Genomic DNA, 23,709 nt, shown 5'->3' on the forward strand with positions numbered 1-23,709 from the left:
CGATTAAATCGAACTTACACCAAATTTGCTTGGTGACAATAGCGTTTTGGACCCACCTGACCCCATGCTGAACTCAGCAGTGAAACGAAACAGCGCCGATGATAGTGTAGCATTTGCTATGTGAAAGTAGGACATTACCAGGCTCCAAATTAAAGAAAGCCCGACTAGAAATAGTCGGGCTTTTTTACGTCTGTAGGAAAGTTAAAATATTAGCTATCAGCCGTCAGCTATCAGTTGCACAGTGTCAACCTGTACTTTGTAGCGTGGGTTGAGTCTACGACATTACCATTGCTCCAAACTGAGAAAGCCCGATTAGCAATCGTCGGGCTTTTTACGTACGCAGGAATGACACACTAAAGGCCTGTGGTGAGTATAATGCTAAGGGAGTTCAGCGATTAAGCCCAACGTGATTACTTAGGACTGTGTACAATACTAATCTACTTTGTTGGTGAAGTCATAGTCGTGTGTGATCTTGAATATAGAAGGGGAAGCGTGTATTTCACATCGCTATCAAGTCTAATGTACGCATATATTGCTAGCCTAAATATATAATGTTTAAACGAATCAGCTACGGTTTTTTTAAGGCCTTATAAGATCGCTGTATGCATATAGAAAAACTCATTTAAGTTGGGCTGAAAAGTGACTATGGTCTTTATTTTAGCTATTAGATGATTTTGCAGAATATATTAAAGAAATGATATTTGTGGAATAAACCAAGTAGGATCAAAAACGCCAACTCAAGGCTGGCGTTTCAATTATGAGGTTAAAGGTGATTATTAAACCTTAGGGCCTGCATTTTTAATTTCTTCAGATACGTCGTATTTTGCGAAGTTTTCTGTGAAATCAGCGGCTAGTTTAGCTGCATATTCAGCATACTTTGCTTTGTCTTCCCATGTGTTAATTGGGTTAAGCAGCTTGCTATCAACGCCTGGTACTGCAACTGGTACGTCTAGATTTAGCACGTCAATGTGTTGAGTTTCAACACCAGCTAATTTTCCAGATACGATTGCGTCAACAACAGCACGTGTTGTTGGAATATCGAAACGCTTACCAATACCGTACGGACCCCCTGTCCAGCCTGTATTAACTAGGTAAACTTTAGCGCCGAACTCGCGTACACGCTTCATTAGAAGTTCTGCGTAGACACCTGCAGGACGTGGGAAGAAAGGTGCGCCAAAACAGGTTGAAAATGTAGATTCGATATCACTGGTAGAGCCAATTTCTGTAGAGCCTACTTTTGCAGTGTAACCACTTAAGAAGTGGAAAGCTGCAGCTTCTTCGGTTAGTACAGATACTGGAGGAAGGACACCACTTACATCACATGTTAAGAATACAACCGCTTTAGGCTCGCCTGCACGGTTTTCAACTTTGCGTTTTTCAACATGCTCCAGTGGATAAGCTGCACGGCTATTTTGAGTTAGGCTGGTATCATTAAAATCAGGAACGCGATTTTCATCAAGTACGACATTTTCTAAAATTGTACCGAATCGAATAGCGTCCCAGATAACAGGTTCGTTTTTCTGAGAAAGGTCAATACATTTAGCGTAACAACCACCTTCGATATTAAATACACTACCTGGTGCCCAGCCGTGCTCGTCATCACCGATTAAGAAGCGAGTTGGATCGGCTGATAACGTTGTTTTACCTGTACCAGATAAACCAAAGAATAACGCAGTATCGCCTGCTTCGCCTACGTTAGCAGAACAGTGCATTGGTAATACACCTTTCGCTGGTAGTAGGAAGTTTTGCACAGAGAACATCGATTTTTTCATTTCACCCGCGTAGCGCATGCCAGCAAGTAACACCTTACGTTGTGCAAAGTTAATAATAACTGTGCCATCGCTATTGGTACCATCGCGTTCTGGATCACATACAAACGAAGGTACATTCATTACTTGCCACTGAGGGAAGTCTGCTTTGTTGTATGATTCTGGTTGGATGAACATGTTTTTAGCGAAGATATGGTGCCAAGCAGTTTCTGTTGTTACAACCACTGGAAGATAGTGCTCTGGATCAGCGCCAACTTCAAGGTGAGAGATAAAGTGGTCATTGCTTTGCACATGTGCTTCTACACGTGCCCATAACGCGTCAAACTTATCTGCATCGAATGGGCGATTTACATTACCCCATTGGATTTCATTTTCAGTACTTGATTCTTGAACAATAAAACGATCTTTTGGAGAACGACCGGTACGACGACCAGTGTTAGCTACAAAAGCACCATTGGCGGCTAAAGTCCCTTCGCCACGGCTGATAGCGTGTTCGACAAGTTCAGCTGCAGTTAGATCGACAAAACGGGTAGCGCTTGAAGTCATGTTTATACCTAAATTGTGTGAGATTGAACGGGATAGCTCTGGGTCTTAGTAACCTTTAAGCTGCAATTATAGTAACAGATGGATTAAGGATATTCGAGCTTATAAACGCCGTAAAAACATATAAATTAAGGAAAAAACATGAATAATTTCAATGATACCGGTGTCATGAAAAATGCTCAGCTTGTGATACCGGTGTCATTTTTTAGGCACAAAAAAGCCATAAAAAATTATGGCTATTTTGTGCTGTGTTTTATAAAAGTAGATTAGTTAAATATACTTTTTATATCTTGCTCGTTAAACACATAATCTTTTAAACAGTAATGGCAGCTAATTTTAATCTCACCATTTTTTTCAACATCGTCCAAAAGCGCTTGTTGGCCAACATTAACTAAAGCCGTCATCGTTTTTTCGCGGTTACAGCCACATTTAAATTGAATTGGTTGAGGATCAAATACTCGCGGATTATCTTCATGATAAAGACGCGTTAAAATAGTATTGGCATCGAGCTCTAATAGCTCTTCATCTTTAATGGTATTGCTGAGTGCTTCTAAGTGAGCAAAATCTTCAATCGACTTTTGTTTATCAACAGGTAGCACTTGTAAAAATAGCCCACATGCTTTGGCGCTTCCCTCTGTGGTGTCGGTTGCAAACCAAAGGCGCGTTTTTAATTGTTCAGATTGCTCAAAATAGCTTTCTATACATTCACTTAAGGTATCATGCTCTAAAGGCACTATACCTTGGTAACGCTCCCCTTGCGTCGGAGTAATAGTGATAACCATGTAACCTTGGCCTATAAGCTCTCTAACTGTTGACCCTGTCACTTCACTTTGAAGTCGTGCTATGCCACGCATATTTTGTTGGTCGTCACCGTTAATAACGGCATATTTTACCGGCCCATCACCTTGTAGTTGAACGGCAATTTCGCCTTCAAACTTTAATGTTGCTGTTAATAAACAGGTTGCAACAAGCAGCTCACCTAGTAATGCTTTAACGGGCTCTGGGTAATTGTGTTTAGCAATCATTTCATTGTAAGCGTTGTCTATTTGTACGAGTTCGCCACGAACATCGAGATTGTCGAATAAATAGCGATGAAGTAAATCTTGTTGCATGAGCGGCTATACCTAACTTGATTTCATTTTTAAAAGTTCGCGTCTTTGCTTTTTATCAGGCTTTTTAACCGGATGAGGTGCAAAGAAGCTGTTATTTTTGCGTGCGATAGTATTTTCTTCACGCTTAGCGATACTTGCATCAGATTCTTGATACAAGGTCTGTGCAATGGGGGCGCTTTGGCGCTTTTCAAGTATATTTAATACTGTGACAGTTTTTTCATCAACGCCTTGGGCTAGCTTTATAACTGCGCCAATTTCTACAATTTTGCTGGCCTTACTACGTTGACCATTATAATGTACTTTGCCGCCTTGTACCATTTCGCGTGCTATTGCTCGCGTCTTATAAAATCGAGCAGCCCATAACCATTTATCTAACCTGACTTTAAGTTCGCTCGAGTTTTCTGAGTTGTCGTTGAGTTTAGCTTTCTTTGTCATGGAACATCTCTAGTAAATTCGGTTATTAGCTAAATTACCATGAAATAGGTATGCCATGAAGTTATAGCTTGATTCTGTAACTAATGAGGAAGATAAATTAATCTGTTTACAAAGTTTAATATTAGCGTGCTTGTTGAATGAAAAATGAAAAGGTACTATGGCTGGGTGATTTCGCTATAAATTAAAATAAGAACACTACTTATGGAACAGCACGTTCAACAATTTAAACTGCTATTAAACCGTTTGCCACACGCTAAATTAAGCGTGTTAGTTATGGTTTTAGTTATTGTTTATATTGCATTTTTGTCATCAAAGCTCGTTTGGCTTTTATGGCCGCACCCAGTAACAACTCCTCTTGCTCCCAGTAGCTACTCTAGTCAAGTCACGGGCGGCAATAACCAGTCTGTCGATTCGATTATTGGGCAATTTTTATTTGGTAAAGTAAATGTAACAAAAAACACCAATACTGCCCCCCAAGCCAAAGTTATTAATAATGCCCCTGAAACGCGCTTAAGTATAAATTTAACCGGTATTGTTGCTGTGAGTAATGATGATAAAGCGGGGATGGCCATTATTGAATCGCAAGGTCGCCAGGCGAGTTACTTAGTTGAAGATGTTATTCAAGGTACACGTGCAAAGGTATCGCAAATACTCCCAGACCGTGTCATTTTAGATGTAAGCGGCCGCTTTGAAACCTTAATGCTTGATGGGCTCGACTTTACCAAAACGGTGTCTATGCCGGTACTAGCCGCGCGAGATGAGCCTGAGATGGGGCCGTTAGCACCTTCATCGCAAAGTGAAGAGCAGATAGATGCAACCGCCAACCTTGAAGTAAAAGAAGCATTAATAGAAACCCGCGAAGAGCTTTTAGAAGAGCCTGGTAAATTATTTGATTACATACGTGTTGCCCAAGCTATGAATGATGGGGAACTTATAGGTTACCGTTTGAGTCCAGGTAAAGAGCCTGAATTATTTAAACAAATGGGATTACAAAATAACGATTTGGCCGTGGCAATTAACGGCTATCAATTAACTGATTTAAAACAGGCTATGGCAGCAATGAATGAGCTGCGAAATAGTACCGATGCAACTATCACCATAGAGCGTGATGGTGAGCAAATCGATGTGCTTTTTAGTCTGCAATAACTTAGCTTTGGAGTTTTAACATAATGGTTCAGGTGCTACACCTCAAAAAAATTAAAAAAGGGTTAGCTAAGTATGCGGCACTTTTTTTAGCGGCAAGTCTTTCTATGTCGGTTGCTGCTGTTGAATATGCTGCTAACTTTAAGGGCACAGATATTAATGAGTTTATTAATATTGTGGGCAAAAACCTTAATAAAACCATCATTATTGATCCTAACGTGCGTGGCAAAGTTAATGTGCGCAGTTATGAGTTAATGGATGAGGCACTTTATTATCAATTCTTTTTAAATGTATTAGAAGTTTACGGCTATTCAGCTGTTGAAATGGATAACAACATTATAAAAATAGAAAAAAGTTCAGATGCTAAAAAATCCAATGTACCGTTAATTACAACGGACAGCGATGCAGCTGGCGATATGATGATCACTCGGGTTGTACGAGTTAAAAATGTCAGCGTACAAGAGTTAGGCCCTTTGGTTCGCCAGTTTAGTGACCAAAAAGATGGCGGTCATGTTGCTAACTTTAATGCCGCTAACGTGATGATGCTAACAGGACACGCAGCCTCTGTTAATCGTTTGGTAGAAATTATTCGCTCTGTTGACCAAGCGGGTGATAAGCGCGTTGATATTGTAAAACTTAAATATGCAACAGCTGATGATGTGGTATCGGTAGTTGATAATATTTATAAAGACAGTGGCAAGGGCAGCGTTCCTGAGTTTTTAATTCCTAAAGTTGTGGCTGATGGCCGAACTAATAGCGTGATTGTGAGTGGTGAAGGTCAAGCTCGTACCCGCGCCATTGATCTTATTAAACGTCTCGACGGCGAACTTGAAAGCCAAGGTAATACCAAAGTATTTTACCTAAACTACGCAAAGGCAGAAGATTTAGTCAAAGTACTTCAAGGTGTGAGTAAATCGCTGGCAGAGGATTCAAAAGGCGGAGCAACCAACAATGCGCGTAGTAGTAATAGAAACGACACGAGTATTGAAGCACATCCTGATTCTAACTCACTCGTCATTACCGCTCAGCCAGATACGATGCGTTCACTTGAATCGGTTATTGAGCGTTTAGATATTCGCCGCGCACAAGTATTAGTAGAAGCCATTATTATTGAAGTCATGGAAGGTGATGGCGTTAACTTTGGCCTGCAATGGATTTCAGAGCAAGGTGGGATGCTACAATTTAATAATGGTACAACAGTACCTGTTGGTTCGTTAGCCGTAGCGGCAGAACAAGCCCGTGATAAAACGGTAACTAAAAATATCATTGGTACTGAATCAGGTACTGTCACCAAATATGATGAAACAACTGAAGGTGACTACGGCCCACTAGCATCATTACTCGGTGGTATTAATGGCTTAGCCATGGGGGTAATTAAAAATGACTGGGGCGCAATTGTTCAAGCTGTTTCAACCGACACTAATTCGAATATTCTAGCGACTCCATCTATTACTACAATGGATAACGAAGAAGCATCTATTTTAGTTGGTCAAGAAGTGCCAATCATTACTGGTTCGCAAACAGGTAGTAACAACGAAAATCCATTTCAAACGGTTGAGCGTCAAGAGGTGGGTATTAAACTTAAAGTAACCCCTCAAATTAATGATGGTTCAGCGGTGCAGTTGACCATAGAGCAAGAAGTTTCAAGTGTTAGTGGCGCAACAGCAGTCGATATTTCGGTGAACAAGCGCGCAATTAAAACTACTGTAATGGCCGATGATGGCGGTATGGTGGTATTGGGTGGCTTGATTGATGAAGATGTACAAGAGAGCGTTTCAAAAGTGCCACTATTAGGCGACATTCCTATTTTAGGCCACTTGTTTAAGTCAACTAATACAACAAAGCGAAAACGTAATCTAATCGTGTTTATTAGACCGACCATTATTCGCGATGGCATTAGTATGAATAAGCTCAGCTTTAGTAAATATAACTTTATTCGCGGTGAGCAATTTAAAAAGCGTGAAGATGGCATTAACTTAATGCCAATGTCTGATACGCCTATTTTACCTGAGTGGAATGACGAATTAGTGTTACCACCTACGTACGAAGAGCATTTACGCAAACAAAATGCACAAGAGCGTAACAATGACTAATGCGATAGAAGATATTAATCAAGACGTTGTTCATCCAGCTGCACATAACAACAATGAAATGCTTGAACAAGAGGATTTAATTGAGCTGCCTGCAAAGCGTTTGCCGTTTTCATATGCAAGGCGGGTGGGTGCGTTACTTAGTAAACATAAGGATAACCGAGTTGTTTACTACCGTGGCGAGTTGGATATTGATGTATTGCTAGAAGTGCGCCGCATTGCAGGACATGGCTTCACACTTGAGCAACTAGAAGATGATAAATTTGAGTTATTACTAGAAGCATCGTATCAACGTGACAGCTCAGAAACTCAGCAAATGATGGAAGACATTGGTAACGAGGTTGATTTATTCTCGCTGGCTGATGAGCTTCCTCAAACTGAAGATTTACTTGCTGGTGATGACGACGCGCCTATTATCAAACTCATTAATGCCATGTTGAGTGAGGCCATTAAGGAAGGCGCATCTGATATCCACATTGAAACGTTTGAACAAGAACTGGTTATTCGTTTTCGAGTGGATGGCGTACTCAAAGAAGTTTTAAAACCTAATCGTAAATTAGCCTCTTTGCTGGTATCGCGTATTAAAGTAATGGCCAAACTCGATATTGCAGAAAAACGTATACCGCAAGATGGCCGTATTAGTTTACGTATTGCAGGGCGTGCAGTAGATGTGCGTGTATCGACTATGCCATCGAGCTTTGGTGAGCGAGTCGTATTGCGTTTGCTTGATAAAAACAATGCGCGTTTAAACCTTGAAGATTTAGGCATGACCGCGAAAAACCGAGAGCTATTTGCTGATTTAATTAGTAAGCCTCACGGTATAATCTTAGTTACAGGCCCTACAGGCTCTGGTAAAAGTACTACTTTATATGCCGGTATGAGCCAAATTAACTCGCGGGATCGCAATATTTTAACGGTTGAAGATCCCATTGAGTATGAAATCCCAGGTATTGGCCAAACACAGGTTAATACCAAGGTTGATATGACTTTTGCCCGTGGCCTACGCGCTATTTTACGTCAAGATCCTGATGTGGTTATGGTTGGTGAAATACGTGACTTAGAAACCGCTCAAATTGGTGTACAAGCATCGCTGACTGGTCACTTAGTTATGTCTACATTGCATACCAATACCGCCTCAGGTGCAATTACCCGTATGGAAGATATGGGTGTTGAGCCATTCTTATTATCGTCATCATTACTCGGCGTATTGTCACAGCGCTTAGTACGTACCTTATGCAATAGCTGTAAAGAAGGGCATATTGCAGATGAGCGTGAATGTGAATTACTCGGCGTACCGTTTGATAATGCTCCGACGATTTACCGCGCGGTAGGGTGTGAAGAGTGTAACTTTAACGGTTATCGTGGTCGTACAGGTATTCACGAATTATTAGTCGTTGATGAAACTATTCGTGAAATGATCCACAGCGGTAAAGGTGAGCAAAGCGTAGAGAAATATATTCGTAAACGCAGCCCAAGTATTCGTCAAGATGGCTGCAGCCGCGTACTTGCGGGTAAAACAACGCTTGAAGAAGTATTACGCGTAACCCGTGAGGAAGGCTAACAATGGCGGCGTTTGAATACCGTGCATTAGATGGCCGGGGAAAAGAAAAAAAGGAATTTTAGAAGCGGATACAGCAAAGCAAGTTCGCCAACTTTTACGCGATCAAAAGCTAACCCCCCTCGAGGTGGTGCCAGCTGCTCAAGATGATAAACAAGTTCGAGGTCAAAAAGCGCCATTATTAGGCTCTTTATTTAAGCCGACAATATCAACGTCAGATCTTGCTTTGATTACACGTCAACTTGCGACCCTAATTCAGTCAGCCTTACCCGTTGAGGGTGCCGTGATGGCGGTTGCTGAGCAGTGTGAAAAACCACGGCTAAAACGTATGTTAATGTCTGTGCGCTCTAAAGTGGTGGAAGGGTATACGCTTGCTGATGGGATGAGTGAATTTCCGCATGTATTTGACGATTTATACCGTGCAATGGTGGCCGCAGGTGAAAAGTCAGGTCACTTAGATCAAGTACTTAACAGATTGGCTGATTACACCGAGCAACGCCAACACATGCGTAGCCAAATTACGCAAGCGATGGTGTATCCCATTATTTTGGTCGTGTTCGCTATTGGTATTGTTTCAGTATTATTAGGTACTGTGGTGCCTAAAATACTAAAAACGTTTGAAAAAACCAAACAAGTATTACCTTGGACAACCGAATGGGTCATGGCGGGTAGTCATTTTGTACAAAATTATTGGTTTGTTAGTTTATTAGCGATCACGGCGATTGCTATTGGAATTAAATACGCACTTAAAAAACCTAAAGTACGGTTTTGGTGGGATGCAAAAGTATTACATATGCCAGGCATAGGTAAGGTTGCTAGAGGTATTAACACGGCGCGCTTTGCCCGTACATTAAGTATTTTATCGTCAAGCTCAGTGCCGCTACTTGAAGGAATGCGTATTTCAGGTGGGGTGTTGGTTAACGAAAAAATAAAGCAAGCAGTGGCAGATGCCGCAGAAAGAGTCAGTGAAGGGGCGAGTCTTCGTGCTTCACTACAGCAAACTAAGTTGTTTCCACCAATGATGCTACATATGATAGCCAGTGGTGAAAAGTCCGGTGAACTTGAGCAAATGTTAGAGCGTGCTGCTAACAATCAAGATCGCGAGTTTGAAAGTATGGTTAATGTGTCATTAAAATTATTGGAACCGGCAATGATTGCCTCTATGGCAGTGATTGTGCTTTTCATAGTAATGGCAATTTTGCAGCCAATTATGGCAATGAACAAGGCCGTAGGTCTTTAAGTATTTTTTATATTAATGATTTAAACAAATCATTTTTGCTTAGTGTTTTTAGAATAACGAGGTAATAACGTGAATAAACAATCAGGTTTTTCTTTATTAGAAGTCATGGTGGTACTGGTTATCATCGGGATGATCATGTCGATTGTGGCACCTAATATTATGGGCCAGCAAGAAGAAGCGGCTATTGATAAAGCGCATTTAGATATTCAGCAGTTAGAAGATGCTATGAGTTTGTACAAGCTTAAAAATAAAAGCTACCCAAGTACAGAGCAAGGTTTAGAGGCATTAGTTACTAAAACCAGTATTGAGCCCATTCCAAAGCGTTTTCCTGATGGTGGCTTTATTAGCAAGTTACCGGAAGATCCATGGGGTAATAATTATCAATTAATCAGCCCTGGAGAAATAGGTAAATTTGATATCTTTTCGATGGGTCCAGATGGCGAACCAGCCACCGAAGATGACATTGGTAATTGGGATGAAGATAAGCAGTAATGACCAATAACTTTACCATGCACTTAAACATAATACATTGGGGCTTGCCATGCAGGTAAGCCCTAAGCACCTGAGTGCAAAGCATTATGGTTTTAGTTTAATAGAAATTTTAGTGGTATTGGTGATCATCGCCTTTGCCACCAAAATGGTGGTATACAGCTTAGATGGCGGCGCTGAAGAAGCGTTAGACAAGCAAGCAAATAGGCTGCATACCACCATTAATGCCGCATCGGAATTTGCGGTGCTTAATCAAATAGAATTAGGCCTTTTAGTTGAGCAAAATACGCTTGAATTTTTAGTGTTTGATGGCGAAAAATGGATTAGCTTTGATCGTGAAGCTTTATTTAAGCCAATTGAGATCGAACCCCAATTTAAATTAACACTTAATCTTGAAGACCTACCTTGGGCACAAGATAACTTACTAGAGCAGTCAAATTGGCGTGAGCTAATGAGTGGTAACAATGAAGACAGTTTATTAGAGCTTAAAAAGTTAAAAGTACCGCAAGTGCTTATTTTATCCTCTGCCGATGTAAGTGCGTTTCAGCTCATGCTTGAATTAAAAGATCAGCCAGAGCCGGTGTACTTTATTGAAGGTAAATTTGCAGCCCCAGTCGATTTTCGTCGAGAGCCCCAATAATGAAAAAATACCACGGGTTTACATTATTAGAAGTCTTAGTTGCACTGAGTATTTGTGCCATGGCGGGTATTGCGGCAATGCAAGCAACCGGTGAGCATATTCATCACTTATCAAGTATTGAAGAACAAACGTATGGCTCATGGGTCGCTGAGAATGTATTGGTAGAACAACGAACGAAAGGCGAAAAATGGCAAGGTAAAAATGGTACCCGCGGCAGTGAGATGATGGCGGGTATTGAATGGTTTTGGCGCCAAGATGTTGTGCCCACTGCCGACAAGAGCTTTGTAAAAGTCACTATTAATGTGTTTACGGATGATAAGTACGAAAATTCAATTTATGAGTTAAGCACTTACTTAAATAAAGGTAAGCTTTAAGTGAAGCAGCGCGGTTTTACATTATTAGAAGTGATGGTGGCACTAGGTGTGTTGGCGTTTGTGATTATGGCCACCCACCAAATACTTGATACCACAACGCGAGCTAAACAAGCATCAGATGAAAAAATTGCTGAACTAAATGGGTTACAAACAGCCTTCAGGCTAATGGATCAAGACTTTAGCCAAATGACTAAACGCCAAGTGCGTAATGAAGCTGGAGATTTTCAAGAGGGATACTTACTTGCTGGACGCTACATTTTAGAAAGCCAGCTTGATGGTATTGCCTTTGTACGTGATGGTTGGATGAATCCCATTAACTTACTCCCTCGCTCAGAGTTACAAGCTGTTGGTTATCGCGTCATTGATGACAAGTTAGAACGCGTATATCGCATTTATGTCGATCAACTCGATAATATGGAGCCTCGTAGCCAAGTTATTTTAGCCGCAGTCGAAGAGCTTAAATTTGAGTTTTTAGATGGTAGCGGTAAGTGGCAAGAAGACTGGCAAATTAAGGCATTACCTAAAGCCGTTGCGGTAACTATAAAGCAAATGGATGCGGAGCCTATCAGGCGTGTGTTTTTAGTGCCAGGACTCGGTAAAGAGCTACCTAAACCAGTAACTGAGGGGACTAACCCGTCGCAACCTAATGGCCGGGGTACGCCTTGATGAACCAACAATCTTCGCGCGGCGCGGCTTTGGTTATTGTGTTATTTATTGTAGCGCTTGCAGCTATTTTAGCCGTTGAAATGAGTGCTAATTTAATGGTGCAAGTACAAAGAAGTACCAATTTACAAAGTCAGCAACAAGCGAAATGGTATGCCTATGGTGCTGAAGAGCTAGCAATTAAAGGTTTAATTCAAAGTAAAAAAGACGATCCTGAAAAAACCACATTAGCGCAGCCCTGGGCAAAGCAAGGCGATGTAAAGTACCCTGTTGAGAACGGCACTTTAAGCGGCCAGTTGACTGATTTACAAGCGTGTTTAAATTTAAACGCGCTTGGGGTTGAGCCAGACCCAAATAGCGGTAATAAAACTAACCCAGCACATAAAGCGTTGTTTGCTATTTTAGAAAATATAGATGATTTACCCAGTGATGAATCAGAAGAAGGGATGGCCGACAGTGTGTTTGATTGGCTTGATGAGAACAGTATAACCTATCGCTCTGGTGCCGAAGAGGGGGAGTATTTATCTCGTCAGTTTCCATATATGACGGCTAATAGCTTATTTGCATCGGTGTCTGAACTGCGTTTAATTAAAGGGTTTAATCCTTTGGTTATGGAAAAAGTGCTGCCTTTTGTCTGTGTGATCCCAGGTAGTACGTTACTTTCAATTAATGTTAATACAGTCACTGAAGAGCAAGCTTTATTGCTCAGTGGCCTAATAGACGAACTGAGTGTTTCGGGTGCTCAAGCGGTAATTGCAGCGCGACCTGAAAATGGCTTTGATAATATTGAAGAGTTTTTTGAGTCTGTTAAACAACAAGGCGGCAAAAATATCAAAGCAGTAGAAAAGCTTTTTAGTTTAAAAAGTGAATATTTTAAATTACAAACGCAGGCAAAATTTGTTGATTTGCGTTTTTCGATGACCACATTACTGTATGCCAGCAATGGCGAGGTAACGATACTGGCGCGAAAATTTGGAGGCGTACAGTGACAGAGATACTGTTGATCCGCACGGGTCAAACCGAACAAGACTTGCTTAACTGGTTAATATACTCACCACAAGAACAAGAAATAATAGCCAGTGGCGAGTTACAAAATGCCAGCCAGTTAAGTGAACTAACTGAAAAAGCATCAACCCGAGAGCTCGTGGTACTTTTACCATGTGACCAAGTGCAATTAAAAACGGTGATACTGCCAACTAAATGGAACCGTAAGCTAGAGCAAGCACTGCCTTATATGCTCGAAGAGGATATTGCCTGTGATATAGACGATATCTATATAGCGCTAGGGGAGCCGACAATGGTTGAAGCGCAGCATGCAATTAGGGTTGCGCTAATGAATCGCGATTGGTTTGAGCACTGGTTAGAGGTGTTTGAGCAACACCAGCTCACTGCTCATAAAATAGTGCCGGATGGCTTGTTATTGCCCAGTGCAGAAGAGCCTTGTGTAGCGGCAATTGAGCTCAACAAGCAATGGCTATTTAAAAAAGGTGACTGGCATATCGGTGCGGTTGAAAGCAGCTGGTTAAAGGAATATCTAACGGCTTTAGGTAACCCTGATATAAAACATTACAGCCCTGCAGAGCAATTTCCTGAAACGCTTACCTTGCATCCGCAAACCAGTGATTATGAGCTGCCGTTAGCATTATTTGCTAAGCAGTTAGATCAGCTTAAATTTAATTTGCGTCAAGGGCCTTACACGATTAAAAAGAAAACGGCTTTATGGTGGGGTTACTGGAAAAGTGCCACCATAATTAGTGTTATTGCTTTGCTATCGAGTGTGGCTATTAAAGCGGTTGAATTACATCAGCTTAATTCGCAGCTTGAGGTAGCTAAATCACAAGTAGTAGAGCGATTTCAAAAAGCCTTTCCAGGCACGCGGGTGCGCCCTCACTTAATTAAAAATCAAATACAGGGAGCACTGGATAAAGTGCAAGGTACGAGCGATGCTGGCTTTTTAGATTTAACCAGCAAGCTGGTGAGTGTATTTTCACAAGTGAGCGAATTTACACCGCAAACCTTACGTTTTGATAAGCGCCGTAATGAATTACGTATTCGTGCTCGTGCAAAAGACTTTCAAACCTTTGGTAAGGTTAAAGCCATTCTTGAGCAGCAAGGTGTGACTGTTGAGCAGGGGTCGTTAAATAATGATGGTGATTATATCGTCGGCGAAATTAGACTGCGAGGTGCACAATGAAACAGCAGTTCATGAAATATTGGGGTTCATTAAAAGAACAAGAGCAGCAGTTAATAATGGTTGCGGGTGGTGTATTTATTATTTTTGTTTTGGTAATGGGTATATTTAGACCCTTAAATACGGCAATAGAAAATGCGCAACAATCACAAATAAAACAACAAGAATTGCTAGCATGGGTAGACGACAGTATCGTTAAACTTAAAGCAGCAGGTAAAGCGCAAGCGGTGAGCAATCAAAACCTCAGCCAAATAGTGAATAATACGCGCGGTCGTTACAGCATTAATATTAGTAAAATGCAGCCAAATGATAATTCACTTCGTTTAACACTCGACTCAGTGGAGTTTAATCAATTAATCCAATGGATTGACGAGCTGGTTAATCAGCATGGTTTAAGCGTAGAAAATTTAGATTTAAGCCAAGATGATAAATCCGGTTATGTACGCGTTAGCCGTTTAGTATTAGAGAAGTAGTTAATGAAAAAAATAATAATTTTATCCATCGTTTTTGTAATTAGCTTTCTTGTTTTTAGCGTTATTAAATTGCCCGCTGCAGTGGCTTTAAATTTTGCTAAACCTTACTTACCTGCGCAGTTAGAGGTAGGGCAAACTTTTGGTACGCTATGGCAAGGTCAAATAATGCAGCTTCGCTTTCAAGGTGAACAGTTGAACAATGTACGTTGGGATATATCAGGCTGGTCAATCTTTAAAGCTCAAGTAAATACTAACTTACGTTTTGGTAATCCTCGCGAACGTGATGACATTTCTGGGTATGCAGATATTAGTTATTCTCTCACAAATGATGAACTTAGAATAACTGATACTGTAGTGCGTTCAACGGTTGAGCGCGCTATGCAGCGCATTGATTTACCGTTACCGGTTACTGCTAAAGGACGCGTTATTTTAGAGCTCGATGAATACGTTTCAGGCGCTCCTTATTGCCAATCATTACAAGGTGAAATAGCCAGCCCTGATATTGATGTGCAAGGGCTAACTGGCTGGTTTAATATAGGCGATTTAAGCGGTAAGTTAAGTTGTAAGTCGGGCGATGTAGCCATACTTATTGAGCCAAATAATAGATTAGGGTTAGAGGCTGATGCTACACTAAAAGCCAATTTTGATTTTAAAGTAGCGGGATATGTTAAACCTGATCTCACTTTACCGAAAGAAGTTCATGACGCGGTGAAGTTTTTAGGTAGACCAGATAACCAAGGTCGGTATCCACTTAAATTTTAATATTTTATAAAAAAGAGTTTTAATGCAAATACCTCAGTTTACTGAGCAGCACGCCAAACTGCTCAGCGAGTTTTTAACTACCCAGCCCGGCGCTATGAGCCTTATTCAAAGCCAAGGTTATTTATTTGGCACTATTTGTTCACCTGAGCCATTAGAAGTACATCAATGGTTAGAGCAAATTCTACCTAATACCGCCAATGACCTTGATGAAGACATGTTGTTTTTGTTTATGGCATTACATCATCAAGTAAGTGAACAAGTATTTGAACTTGGTTATAAGTTACCCGCTGAGTTTGACCGTGAGTTTTGTCAGCAGTGGTCTGCAGGTTTTTTAACTGCAAGCCAAACGTATACTCATAAGTTACTCCAGAGTGAGCAACTAGATATTCAATACAAGCAAGCGCTTGAAAGTGCACAGGCGACTCTTAGCTTTTTTGCATTAGATAAACCAACGATTGCAAAGATTGCACAGCAAAATAATATCGATGAATTACATTTGTGTGCGCAGCAGTATGAATTAATGGGCGACTTTGCGTTAGGTTTTGCTGAACTTATAGAAATTGTCGCGCTTAATAGTGGTTTGTATACCGATGAAGGGTGGGATGAATAAGTAGGTAAAGCCTTAAGCGCCAATCTCTAATTCAATATCAGTGCAACCTTGTTTGCACTGTATTACTCCCTTACCAGGTTCGCTGGTGGCTAAATTTAACGTTAATACACCCTGGCAATGCTCACATTTAAGTGTTTTACCTTGTGCCAACTGCTTAAGCATAGTGCGGTGCTTGTGAAATGAGTTACTTGCTTTTTTATTTAATCCAGAAAAATCCATTATTTCACTCTCGCTTGCGCTAATGACTCTTTGATAATGCGACATACCGTTGTTAAACGTTCTGAATAAAAGTAAAGGTTTAGATCGCCTTGACGACAATAGCGTAGTTCAAACAACTTTACTGACTCATCATTGGTAAAGGTTTTATCAATATAGTCTTCTTCGGATCTTGAAAGTGCTAACTGTTTATTAATTTTGTTTCTTGTCATGGTTGCGACAGGAAAACGATCGACTTTAGTTGTGCTGCTTAACAAGCCTATACCATCACCGAGTAAGCGCTCACGAGGCTCTTTTACCAAGGGGTGATCAATGGTAAAAAATGCTAGGATCACAACCACTAGTATAAAAAATTTCTTCATAAATACACAAACCTTGATCCAAACAACACGTTAGTAGCCGGCAAGTGTAATAAAATACACCTTAAAAGCAAGTCACAAGTTGAATAAATTATTAGCAATCTAGTCAGTAATTTTAGCCAATATGCGTATAATAAGAGGAGTAATTAGATATTTCTGAAATATCTGAAAGTATACAAGTGCGACCTAAAGCGTATTATGTTTAGCATGTAAGTTGCTACACTTAGGCGAAAAGTACAAAAAGATTGCTGAATTTTTATTTCCTAGCGGCGTTGAGGAACTTCAATGGATAAGCAAATTAAAGTAAAAAACATACCAACAGAGGTTAAGATCCAAAAACCCGATCTGAGCCGTCAAGAAGATAGATTTAACCCACGCAACCGTATTTATGTGCGTGCTGTTTCAGGACTCCATCAATTACTAAGACAACGTATTGGCTTTTTAGGCATGCTGGCGTTTATGTTATTGCCATGGATCAACTTTAACGGTCAACAAGCTGTTTTATTTGAGCTAATGGAGCAAAAATTTAATATTTTTGGCTTAACCCTGTGGCCACAAGATTTCACCATTCTTGCATTTATATTTATGCTAGCAGCGTTTGCCTTATTTCTGGTTACCACTTTTTATGGTCGAGTGTGGTGTGGCTATACATGTCCGCAAACAGTATGGACCTTCATTTTTATTTGGTTTGAAGAAAAGTTTGAGGGCAGCGCTAACCAACGTAAAAAGTTAGATCAACGGCCGATGGATTTTGACAAGTTCTGGCGTAAAACAGCTAAGCACACTAGTTGGGTATTATTTTCTTTATATACTGCGTTAACGTTTGTTGGTTACTTCACGCCTATTCGCGAACTACTGCCTGAATTTGTTACCTTTAATGTAGGCGGTTATGCCTTAGTTAGTATCATTGTATTTACTATTTGTACTTATGGTAACGCTGGGTGGATGCGAGAAATTATGTGTTTACATATATGCCCGTATTCACGTTTTCAGTCAGCAATGTTTGATAAAGACACCTTTACTGTAAGCTATGATGAAACTCGTGGTGAAAACCGAGGGCCACGTTCTCGTAAACAAGACCCTAAAGAGTTAGGTTTAGGTGACTGTATTGACTGTAACTTGTGTGTGCAGGTTTGCCCAACCGGGATTGATATTCGTAATGGTTTGCAATATGAGTGCATAAACTGTGGCGCTTGTATTGATGCCTGTGACGGCGTAATGGATAAAATGAATTACCCTCGAGGCCTTATCTCTTACACCACCGAGCGTAATTTAGAAACACCGGAGAATAAAACCCATCCGCTGCGTCCAAAGCTGATTGGTTACAGTGTTATTTTAATCTTACTTACCGGTGCGCTGGTTGCTAATATCGCCATGCGTAAAACCATGGACTTTGATATTATTCGCGACCGTAATCAGTTGTATCGTGTCGATTTTAATGGTTTAGTTGAAAACACCTACACCTTAAAAGTAATTAACAAAGCACAATACGAGCAAACATTCTCTATTGATGTAACAGGGTTAGATAATTATAAATACTTAGGTGATACTACCTTTACAGTAAACGCTGGTGAATCGCATAATGTACCGCTATCACTGGTAATGGATCCTTATGATTTAAAAGCGCCAATGACCGAGTTTAACTTTGTGTTGTCGCCAATAAACGAGCCCGATAATAAAATATCGCAGCCAAGCAACTTTTTTAAGGCACGATAAGTCGCTTTATTAAAGGCAAACGAGCACTGTTATTAACAAAAAAGCGGGATATTCCCGCTTTTCTTTTATATAAGAAGTATATGAGTAAATTTAGCTTTATTGACTTAACTCCAGATCTTATTTTGGATGCCATAGAAAGCGTGGATATTTATGCTGAGTCAGGGTTGTTAGCGCTAAATAGCTACGAGAATCGGGTATATCAATTTGTAGCCGAGGGTGCAAAGCGTTACGTCGTTAAGTTTTATCGCCCTGAGCGCTGGAGCAAAGCGCAAATTCAAGAAGAGCATGACTTTGCTTTTGAACTAGCCGCCGCTGAAGTACCGGTGGTGGCGCCAATAAAACACAATGGGCAAAGCTTGTTTGAACATCAAGGGTATTTGTTTACTTTGTTCCCAAGTGTAGGCGGGCGTTTATTTGAGGTGGACAATTTAGATCAACTCGATGTGCTCGGGCGTTTAATCGGTCGTATGCATCAAGTAGCCAAAACGAAACCCTTTACCCAAAGACCGACCGTTACCTGTGATGAATATTTAGATACAGCTAAAGTTCATTTACAAAAAAGTAAGTTAGTCCCTATGGGATTAGAGACTTCCTTTTACACTATTTTAGATTTAGTCATTGCTCAAACTCAACAGCAATATAAAAATGTAGAAGGCATTCGCTTACATGGTGACTGCCATGCTGGTAATATCCTATGGGCAGGAGATGCATTAATGTTTGTTGATTTAGACGATAGCCGTCAAGGTCCTGCAATTCAAGATTTATGGATGATGCTCAGTGGCGATCGACAAACACAGCTGTTACAGTTAGACACTTTAGTGAATGCATATGAAGAGTTTTGCGATTTTGATCACTCACAACTTAAGCTGATCGAACCGCTTCGGGCTATGCGTATGATTCATTACATGGGGTGGGTTGCAAAACGTTGGAGTGATCCTGCTTTTGTACGGAACTTTTCATGGTTTGCAGATGACAAATACTGGGAGCAACAAATTTTAGCGCTTAAAGAGCAGTTTGCAGCTTTGCAAGAAGCCCCGTTAAAATTATTGCCATAATATTTTTATTTAAAAAGAAGTATAACGAGATATTCATGCTTAAAAAATTAAAACTAAGTTTACTGATCCTATGTTTACCTTTTGCAGCATTAGCTGCTAACTTTGAAGCGGGTAATCAATACACTGTAATTGATGTTGAAAAAAGTAAAACCCCGAATGTAACCGAGTTTTTCTCTTTCTATTGCCCACATTGTTTTAAATTTGAGCCGGTAGCCAAAGGGATTGCAGAAAACTTACCTGAAGGGGCTGAATTTGTAAAAAATCATGTCAACTTTTTGGGAGGCGTTTCACCACAAGCTCAAAGTAATTTAAGCTTTGCTTACTTAATCGCAAAGAAACACGGTCAAGCTGAAGCGGTAACAGCGCAAATTTTTAAAAGCATTCATATACAACGTGCGCCATTAACTGAAATTAAAGACGTTAAAAAGTTATTAGAGCTTAATGCAATTGATAACACGACATTTGATAACGACATCGCCAGTTTGCCTATCATAGCAGCTGAACGTGCCATGCAAGATAAACAGAATAAATATTCTGAACTTGGTGCATTAACTGGCGTGCCTACATTTATCGTAAATGACAAATACAAAATCAATATTAATACAATCAAGAGCCAACAAGAACTTGATGAGTTAATTAGCTTTTTACTAAAACTATAATTTTTGGAGCACCACAATAATGATCAAATTAGTTAAAGCAGGGTTACTTGCTGTATTACTCCCTTTAGCTGCAACCAGTTTTGCTGCCACTTACGAAGAGGGCGTGCATTACGATGTCGTCTCTGATCGTGCAACCAGAAAACCAGAAGTAAAAGAGTTTTTCTCTTTTTACTGTCCTGCATGTAATAACATGGAACCACTGCTGGCCGAGATCAAACCTAAGCTAGATAAAAACGTAAAGTTTAAGAAAAGCCATGTAGATTTTGTGGGTGTACGTGACCCAGAACATCAAACCATGATCAGCCAAGCATTAGCTACAGCTGAAGTACTACCTCAAAAAGATAAAATTATTTCAGCGATGTTTGATCATATCCATGCAAAGCGTGCACGATTTAATGAGTTGGCAGATGTAAAAGATGTATTTTTAGCGCAAGGCGTAGATGGCGACAAGTTTGATAAATTATTTGAAAGCTTCTCGGTACGTACACTTAGCTCTAAAATGAAACGCGACCAAGATTACTTTAAAGGCAAAGGAGCACTTCGTGGCGTTCCTACGTTTATCGTTAATGGTAAATACAAGCTTAACTTAGGTGGCGAGTCAGGCATTTCATCGCCAGAAGATGTAAGCGCACTTATTAACTACTTAGCAAATAAATAAGTAGTTTAGTGAAATAAAAAAGCTCCGAAAGGAGCTTTTTTATTTGGAGAAGAAAATTCATTATGGAAAAAATTTTAATCTCAAGTTGTTTGTTAGGTTTGCCAGTTCGTTATGATGGTAAAGGACAAACAATATTGCACCCTCAACTTAATTTGTGGCAAAAGCAAAATAGATTAATTGTATTTTGTCCTGAGATTGCTGGTGGTTTACTCGTGCCTAGAGCGCCCGCTGAGATAAAGCAAAATCGAGTTATTACAAATACTGCTGAGGATGTAACAAGTGCATTTGAAGCTGGCGCTAATAAAGCATTAGCCCTTTGTAATAAGCATAATATTCGCTTTGCTTTACTAAAAGAGTCTAGTCCTTCGTGTGGCCGTAATACAATTTATGATGGAAGCCATAGTGGGGTGAAAGTAAAAGGCATGGGGCTGACCGCTAAGTTATTGGTAAAGAATCAAGTTAAAGTATTTAGTGAAGAGCAAATACCAGCACTTATCAAGGCGCTGGTATTATAGTATTAGATTTTATTTTTTCTGTAAAAATACACCAGATTCAATATGGTGTGTGTAAGGGAACTGATCAAATATTGCAAAGCGCTTAACCTCATGGGTTTGCGTTAAGTGTTCAAGGTCACGCTCTAATGTGTCTGGGTTACATGAGATATAAATAATATTTTCATAATTAGCCACTAAGTCACACGTAAGCGTGTCCATGCCTGCTCTAGGCGGGTCGACTAAGATGGTTTGGCAGTTGTAACTACTCAAGTCAATGCCATCTAAGCGAGAGAAAGTACGCTCGCCTTTCATTGCCTGAGTAAACTCTTCGCTCGACATGCGAATAATATCTAAGTTAGTTACTTGGTTTTGAGCAATATTATATTGCGCTGAATGCACCGACGATTTTGATATTTCCGTCGCCAGCACTTTATTAAATGAACCAGCAAGTGCAATAGAAAAGTTTCCATTACCACAATACAGCTCTAGTAAATCATTGTTTAGTGGTTTACATAACTCTTGTGCCCACTCTAACATTTTAATATTCACCTTCGCATTAGGCTGAGTAAAGCTATTTTCTACCTGTTGATAGATTAGCTCTTGGCCATTCACCATTAAGCGCTCAGTAACAAAGTCATCGCCCAATTTTTCTTTTTGCTTACGTGCACGGCCAATAAAGTCAATTTTGTACTGGCTACTTAGCTTTTCCTTTAAGGCATTGATCTCAGTTAACCAGTGTTCATCAAGTGGCTTGTGATATAGCAAGCTCACTAAAATTTCACCACTGAGGGTTGATAAATAATCTATTTGAAATAATTTACGACGTAGTACTTCGCAGCCTTTTAAATTATCAATCATCACCTGCATAATTTCACCTACTAAAGGAGCTGCAGGGTCAAAGGTATCAACACGTATTTTATCTTTTGTTTGTTGATCAAACATAATATGAAACAGATCGTCACCATCGTGCCATACTCTAAATTCTGCACGTTGGCGGTAGTTAATGGGCTCAGAGCTAAATACTTCTAACTGTTTTACACCGAAACGTTGAAATTGCTCTGTAATACGCTGCTCTTTTTCATTTAATTGTGCATCGTACTGCGTGGTATCTATATTTATAACTGCCATTAACGGTATAACCTTATCGTTGAGATCTGTTTATCGGCGCTATTGTAGGGAGCGAAGCGTATTTGTCTAGTTTTGATCAAATATAGTGAGCTTTTTTTGAGCATTTTACTACAGTATAGGCTTACTTGGCCGATATAAGAGTAAGTCTAAATAGGAGTCTTCTCATGAAAATAGGTAACTTTAGTTTTGTTCCAAACAGTAATGCTAATAAATACAATACTAATCAAGCAATGCCACAGCCTAAAATAGACTCGCCACCAACTAGTTATCAGCAACGAGGAAAAGAACTGGCTGCTGCCGTATTAGGTGACAAAATGGCAAAAGAACTAGGTTTGCCGGTCGCTGAAACCAAAAAAGACAAACCACTGTTTGATTTTAATGAAGTCGTTAAAAATGTTTTAGACTTTGTAACAAGCTCGGTAAATAAAGCCAAAGCCAATGGTGCTAATGATGAGAAACTACAAGATATACTTAGCCAGGCACGTAAAGGAGTGCAGACGGGTGTTGATGAGGCTGTGGATGAACTAAAAGGCATGGGGGTATTCAATCAAGACCTTGAAGAGGGTATTGATAAATCAAAAGAGGGTATTTTTAGTGGCCTCGATAAATTTGAGCAGAACTTATTTAACCCACAACCTGCAAGCGTTACTGTTAGCCAGGCGCAATATGTAAGTTTAAGCAATAGTGCTGATTATACATTTACCACAGCAGAAGGTGATGAGGTGAGTATTAGCTTTGCAGATGCTTACCAATCGCAATCATCTAGTCGCTATCAAAAAACAGATGATTCACAATCATTTAGTACGCAATTTTCTGAATCCCGTGAGCTCTCTTTCTTGATGTCAGTAAACGGTGAGCTTAATGAAGACGAGCAGCAAGCCATAAATGATTTAATGGCAGAGTTACAAGATGTCAGTAAAACCTTTTTCAGTGGCGATTTAGATAAAGCATTTGAACAAGCCCAAGAACTCAGTTTAGGGAATGAACAGCTGGTGGCATTCTCAATGGACTTACGTCAAAGCAAAACCGTTGCTGCCATTAAAGAGTATGAACAAATTAAGCCAGCATCAGAAAAAGCCATTGCCGAAACTGTTGCCCCTTTTAATGATGATCTAAAATCGGCTTACTCTAAAGCGCAAACCCTAGGATTAGAAAGTCAGCTATCAGGTATCATTCAATGGCTAAATCAAGATCAACAAGAAATAGATAAACTGGTTGATTACACTAACACCATGTTTGAAAACTTAGATAAATTAAACGCCGCTACTGCAAAGCTAGGCACTGAGTAAAACTACTTTCTTTTACAAAAGCCACATGGCAAACTGCCGTTCT

25 protein-coding genes, 1 rRNA gene and 1 pseudogene are annotated in these 23,709 nt (G+C 40.1%); 21 read left to right on the forward strand and 6 right to left on the reverse strand.

All coding sequences use genetic code 11. From position 1 onward, the window contains the following. Nucleotides 1-28: 28 nt before the first annotated feature. A 5S ribosomal RNA gene (rrf, locus tag PSM_RS03570) occupies nt 29-143 on the forward strand. Nucleotides 144-776: 633 nt separating this feature from the next. On the opposite strand, the gene PSM_RS03575 is transcribed toward rrf, so the two are convergent. Continuing rightward, on the reverse strand, nt 777-2,315 hold the full coding sequence (locus PSM_RS03575) for a phosphoenolpyruvate carboxykinase (protein ID WP_013464243.1): 1,539 nt from the start codon (nt 2,313-2,315) through the stop codon (nt 777-779). 138 nt (nt 2,316-2,453) lie between these two features. Between PSM_RS03575 and PSM_RS18815 the strand changes: the two genes are divergently transcribed. After that, on the forward strand, nt 2,454-2,582 hold the full coding sequence (locus PSM_RS18815) for a hypothetical protein (RefSeq protein ID WP_013464244.1): 129 nt from the start codon (nt 2,454-2,456) through the stop codon (nt 2,580-2,582). Here PSM_RS18815 and hslO read toward each other — a convergent pair. Together hslO and hslR are read right to left on the reverse strand one after the other, a co-directional pair. Then, entirely contained in the window at nt 2,579-3,424 is an 846-nt protein-coding gene (gene hslO, locus PSM_RS03580; protein WP_013464245.1) for an Hsp33 family molecular chaperone HslO, read from the reverse strand. The genes PSM_RS18815 and hslO overlap by 4 nt on opposite strands. A gap of 12 nt (nt 3,425-3,436) precedes the next feature. Then, nucleotides 3,437-3,859 carry a ribosome-associated heat shock protein Hsp15 gene (gene hslR, locus PSM_RS03585; RefSeq protein ID WP_013464246.1) on the reverse strand — a complete coding sequence of 141 codons (423 nt, stop codon included), beginning with the start codon at nt 3,857-3,859 and terminating at the stop codon, nt 3,437-3,439. Nucleotides 3,860-4,060: 201 nt separating this feature from the next. Between hslR and gspC the strand changes: the two genes are divergently transcribed. The 13 genes and pseudogenes from gspC to PSM_RS03650 all read left to right on the forward strand — a co-directional run bounded on the left by gspC (nt 4,061) and on the right by PSM_RS03650 (nt 16,092). Beyond that, entirely contained in the window at nt 4,061-5,005 is a 945-nt protein-coding gene (gene gspC / locus PSM_RS03590) for a type II secretion system protein GspC (RefSeq protein WP_013464247.1), read from the forward strand. A gap of 23 nt (nt 5,006-5,028) precedes the next feature. Beyond that, nucleotides 5,029-7,095 (forward strand): type II secretion system secretin GspD, encoded by a 2,067-nt coding sequence (gene gspD / locus PSM_RS03595; protein ID WP_013464248.1) that lies wholly within the window; start codon nt 5,029-5,031, stop codon nt 7,093-7,095. Then, the gene (gspE, locus tag PSM_RS03600; protein ID WP_013464249.1) at nt 7,088-8,653 is read left to right on the forward strand and encodes a type II secretion system ATPase GspE; all 1,566 of its coding nucleotides are present in this window, start codon (nt 7,088-7,090) and stop codon (nt 8,651-8,653) included. The genes gspD and gspE overlap by 8 nt, the downstream gene beginning before the upstream one ends. A 2-nt stretch (nt 8,654-8,655) precedes the next feature. Next, nucleotides 8,656-9,890, forward strand: a pseudogene (gene gspF, locus PSM_RS03605) (type II secretion system inner membrane protein GspF). A 69-nt stretch (nt 9,891-9,959) separates the two neighbouring features. Further along, nucleotides 9,960-10,382, forward strand: coding sequence for a type II secretion system major pseudopilin GspG (gspG, locus tag PSM_RS03610; RefSeq protein WP_016900325.1), 423 nt, complete (start codon nt 9,960-9,962; stop codon nt 10,380-10,382). A gap of 49 nt (nt 10,383-10,431) precedes the next feature. Beyond that, a complete protein-coding gene (locus tag PSM_RS03615; protein WP_013464252.1) occupies nt 10,432-11,019 on the forward strand; it encodes a prepilin-type N-terminal cleavage/methylation domain-containing protein in 588 nt (195 codons plus the stop codon). After that, entirely contained in the window at nt 11,019-11,393 is a 375-nt protein-coding gene (gene gspI, locus PSM_RS03620; protein ID WP_013464253.1) for a type II secretion system minor pseudopilin GspI, read from the forward strand. Before PSM_RS03615 ends, gspI begins: the two co-directional genes overlap by 1 nt. Next, complete coding sequence (gene gspJ, locus PSM_RS03625) at nt 11,394-12,059, forward strand: type II secretion system minor pseudopilin GspJ (RefSeq protein ID WP_013464254.1); 666 nt, start codon at nt 11,394-11,396, stop codon at nt 12,057-12,059. It abuts the gene before it with no gap. Continuing rightward, nucleotides 12,059-13,045, forward strand: coding sequence for a type II secretion system minor pseudopilin GspK (gene gspK / locus PSM_RS03630; protein WP_013464255.1), 987 nt, complete (start codon nt 12,059-12,061; stop codon nt 13,043-13,045). Before gspJ ends, gspK begins: the two co-directional genes overlap by 1 nt. Continuing rightward, the gene (gene gspL, locus PSM_RS03635) at nt 13,042-14,250 is read left to right on the forward strand and encodes a type II secretion system protein GspL (protein WP_013464256.1); all 1,209 of its coding nucleotides are present in this window, start codon (nt 13,042-13,044) and stop codon (nt 14,248-14,250) included. The genes gspK and gspL overlap by 4 nt, the downstream gene beginning before the upstream one ends. Next, a complete protein-coding gene (gspM, locus tag PSM_RS03640; RefSeq protein WP_013464257.1) occupies nt 14,247-14,720 on the forward strand; it encodes a type II secretion system protein GspM in 474 nt (157 codons plus the stop codon). Before gspL ends, gspM begins: the two co-directional genes overlap by 4 nt. Before the next feature lie 3 nt (nt 14,721-14,723). Then, nucleotides 14,724-15,482 carry a type II secretion system protein N gene (locus tag PSM_RS03645; protein ID WP_013464258.1) on the forward strand — a complete coding sequence of 253 codons (759 nt, stop codon included), beginning with the start codon at nt 14,724-14,726 and terminating at the stop codon, nt 15,480-15,482. Nucleotides 15,483-15,504: 22 nt separating this feature from the next. Further along, a complete protein-coding gene (locus PSM_RS03650) occupies nt 15,505-16,092 on the forward strand; it encodes a UPF0149 family protein (RefSeq protein ID WP_013464259.1) in 588 nt (195 codons plus the stop codon). Between the two features lie 12 nt (nt 16,093-16,104). Here the strand turns inward: PSM_RS03650 and PSM_RS03655 are convergent, their stop codons facing one another. Next, a complete protein-coding gene (locus PSM_RS03655; RefSeq protein ID WP_013464260.1) occupies nt 16,105-16,311 on the reverse strand; it encodes a hypothetical protein in 207 nt (68 codons plus the stop codon). Further along, a complete protein-coding gene (locus tag PSM_RS03660) occupies nt 16,311-16,670 on the reverse strand; it encodes a hypothetical protein (RefSeq protein WP_013464261.1) in 360 nt (119 codons plus the stop codon). Before PSM_RS03660 ends, PSM_RS03655 begins: the two co-directional genes overlap by 1 nt. Nucleotides 16,671-16,952: 282 nt before the next feature. On the opposite strand from PSM_RS03660, the gene ccoG reads away from it, so the two are divergent. The 5 genes from ccoG (at nt 16,953) to PSM_RS03685 (ending at nt 21,270) form a co-directional block, all read left to right on the forward strand. Continuing rightward, nucleotides 16,953-18,383, forward strand: coding sequence for a cytochrome c oxidase accessory protein CcoG (gene ccoG, locus PSM_RS03665; RefSeq protein WP_013464262.1), 1,431 nt, complete (start codon nt 16,953-16,955; stop codon nt 18,381-18,383). An 80-nt stretch (nt 18,384-18,463) separates the two neighbouring features. Continuing rightward, a complete protein-coding gene (locus PSM_RS03670) occupies nt 18,464-19,438 on the forward strand; it encodes a serine/threonine protein kinase (protein WP_013464263.1) in 975 nt (324 codons plus the stop codon). Between the two features lie 35 nt (nt 19,439-19,473). Beyond that, complete coding sequence (locus PSM_RS03675) at nt 19,474-20,097, forward strand: thiol:disulfide interchange protein DsbA/DsbL (RefSeq protein WP_013464264.1); 624 nt, start codon at nt 19,474-19,476, stop codon at nt 20,095-20,097. Between the two features lie 19 nt (nt 20,098-20,116). Then, nucleotides 20,117-20,755, forward strand: coding sequence for a thiol:disulfide interchange protein DsbA/DsbL (locus tag PSM_RS03680; RefSeq protein ID WP_008113400.1), 639 nt, complete (start codon nt 20,117-20,119; stop codon nt 20,753-20,755). A gap of 62 nt (nt 20,756-20,817) precedes the next feature. Beyond that, entirely contained in the window at nt 20,818-21,270 is a 453-nt protein-coding gene (locus PSM_RS03685) for a DUF523 domain-containing protein (RefSeq protein WP_008113397.1), read from the forward strand. 9 nt (nt 21,271-21,279) lie between these two features. On the opposite strand, the gene trmA is transcribed toward PSM_RS03685, so the two are convergent. Further along, nucleotides 21,280-22,377 (reverse strand): tRNA (uridine(54)-C5)-methyltransferase TrmA, encoded by a 1,098-nt coding sequence (gene trmA / locus PSM_RS03690; protein WP_013464265.1) that lies wholly within the window; start codon nt 22,375-22,377, stop codon nt 21,280-21,282. A 164-nt stretch (nt 22,378-22,541) separates the two neighbouring features. Here trmA and PSM_RS03695 point away from each other — a divergent pair, with 164 nt between their 5' ends. Continuing rightward, nucleotides 22,542-23,666: a DUF5610 domain-containing protein gene (locus tag PSM_RS03695; RefSeq protein ID WP_013464266.1), complete on the forward strand. Its 1,125-nt coding sequence runs from the start codon at nt 22,542-22,544 to the stop codon at nt 23,664-23,666. Nucleotides 23,667-23,709: the final 43 nt, after the last annotated feature.

It is taken from the genome of Pseudoalteromonas sp. SM9913 (assembly GCF_000184065.1).
In the GTDB taxonomy this organism is placed as follows: domain Bacteria; phylum Pseudomonadota; class Gammaproteobacteria; order Enterobacterales; family Alteromonadaceae; genus Pseudoalteromonas; species Pseudoalteromonas tetraodonis.

Excerpts from the sequence above, each read along its gene's own strand:
- PSM_RS03575 (WP_013464243.1), bottom strand. The coding sequence starts at position 2,315 with ATGACTTCAAGCGCTACCCGTTTTGTCGATCTAACTGCAGCTGAACTT.
- PSM_RS18815 (WP_013464244.1), top strand. The coding sequence starts at position 2,454 with ATGAATAATTTCAATGATACCGGTGTCATGAAAAATGCTCAGCTTGTG.
- hslO (WP_013464245.1), bottom strand. The coding sequence starts at position 3,424 with ATGCAACAAGATTTACTTCATCGCTATTTATTCGACAATCTCGATGTT.
- hslR (WP_013464246.1), bottom strand. The coding sequence starts at position 3,859 with ATGACAAAGAAAGCTAAACTCAACGACAACTCAGAAAACTCGAGCGAA.
- gspC (WP_013464247.1), top strand. The coding sequence starts at position 4,061 with ATGGAACAGCACGTTCAACAATTTAAACTGCTATTAAACCGTTTGCCA.
- gspD (WP_013464248.1), top strand. The coding sequence starts at position 5,029 with ATGGTTCAGGTGCTACACCTCAAAAAAATTAAAAAAGGGTTAGCTAAG.
- gspE (WP_013464249.1), top strand. The coding sequence starts at position 7,088 with ATGACTAATGCGATAGAAGATATTAATCAAGACGTTGTTCATCCAGCT.
- PSM_RS03615 (WP_013464252.1), top strand. The coding sequence starts at position 10,432 with ATGCAGGTAAGCCCTAAGCACCTGAGTGCAAAGCATTATGGTTTTAGT.
- gspI (WP_013464253.1), top strand. The coding sequence starts at position 11,019 with ATGAAAAAATACCACGGGTTTACATTATTAGAAGTCTTAGTTGCACTG.
- gspK (WP_013464255.1), top strand. The coding sequence starts at position 12,059 with ATGAACCAACAATCTTCGCGCGGCGCGGCTTTGGTTATTGTGTTATTT.
- gspM (WP_013464257.1), top strand. The coding sequence starts at position 14,247 with ATGAAACAGCAGTTCATGAAATATTGGGGTTCATTAAAAGAACAAGAG.
- PSM_RS03645 (WP_013464258.1), top strand. The coding sequence starts at position 14,724 with ATGAAAAAAATAATAATTTTATCCATCGTTTTTGTAATTAGCTTTCTT.
- PSM_RS03650 (WP_013464259.1), top strand. The coding sequence starts at position 15,505 with ATGCAAATACCTCAGTTTACTGAGCAGCACGCCAAACTGCTCAGCGAG.
- PSM_RS03655 (WP_013464260.1), bottom strand. The coding sequence starts at position 16,311 with ATGGATTTTTCTGGATTAAATAAAAAAGCAAGTAACTCATTTCACAAG.
- PSM_RS03660 (WP_013464261.1), bottom strand. The coding sequence starts at position 16,670 with ATGAAGAAATTTTTTATACTAGTGGTTGTGATCCTAGCATTTTTTACC.
- ccoG (WP_013464262.1), top strand. The coding sequence starts at position 16,953 with ATGGATAAGCAAATTAAAGTAAAAAACATACCAACAGAGGTTAAGATC.
- PSM_RS03670 (WP_013464263.1), top strand. The coding sequence starts at position 18,464 with ATGAGTAAATTTAGCTTTATTGACTTAACTCCAGATCTTATTTTGGAT.
- PSM_RS03675 (WP_013464264.1), top strand. The coding sequence starts at position 19,474 with ATGCTTAAAAAATTAAAACTAAGTTTACTGATCCTATGTTTACCTTTT.
- PSM_RS03680 (WP_008113400.1), top strand. The coding sequence starts at position 20,117 with ATGATCAAATTAGTTAAAGCAGGGTTACTTGCTGTATTACTCCCTTTA.
- PSM_RS03685 (WP_008113397.1), top strand. The coding sequence starts at position 20,818 with ATGGAAAAAATTTTAATCTCAAGTTGTTTGTTAGGTTTGCCAGTTCGT.
- trmA (WP_013464265.1), bottom strand. The coding sequence starts at position 22,377 with ATGGCAGTTATAAATATAGATACCACGCAGTACGATGCACAATTAAAT.
- PSM_RS03695 (WP_013464266.1), top strand. The coding sequence starts at position 22,542 with ATGAAAATAGGTAACTTTAGTTTTGTTCCAAACAGTAATGCTAATAAA.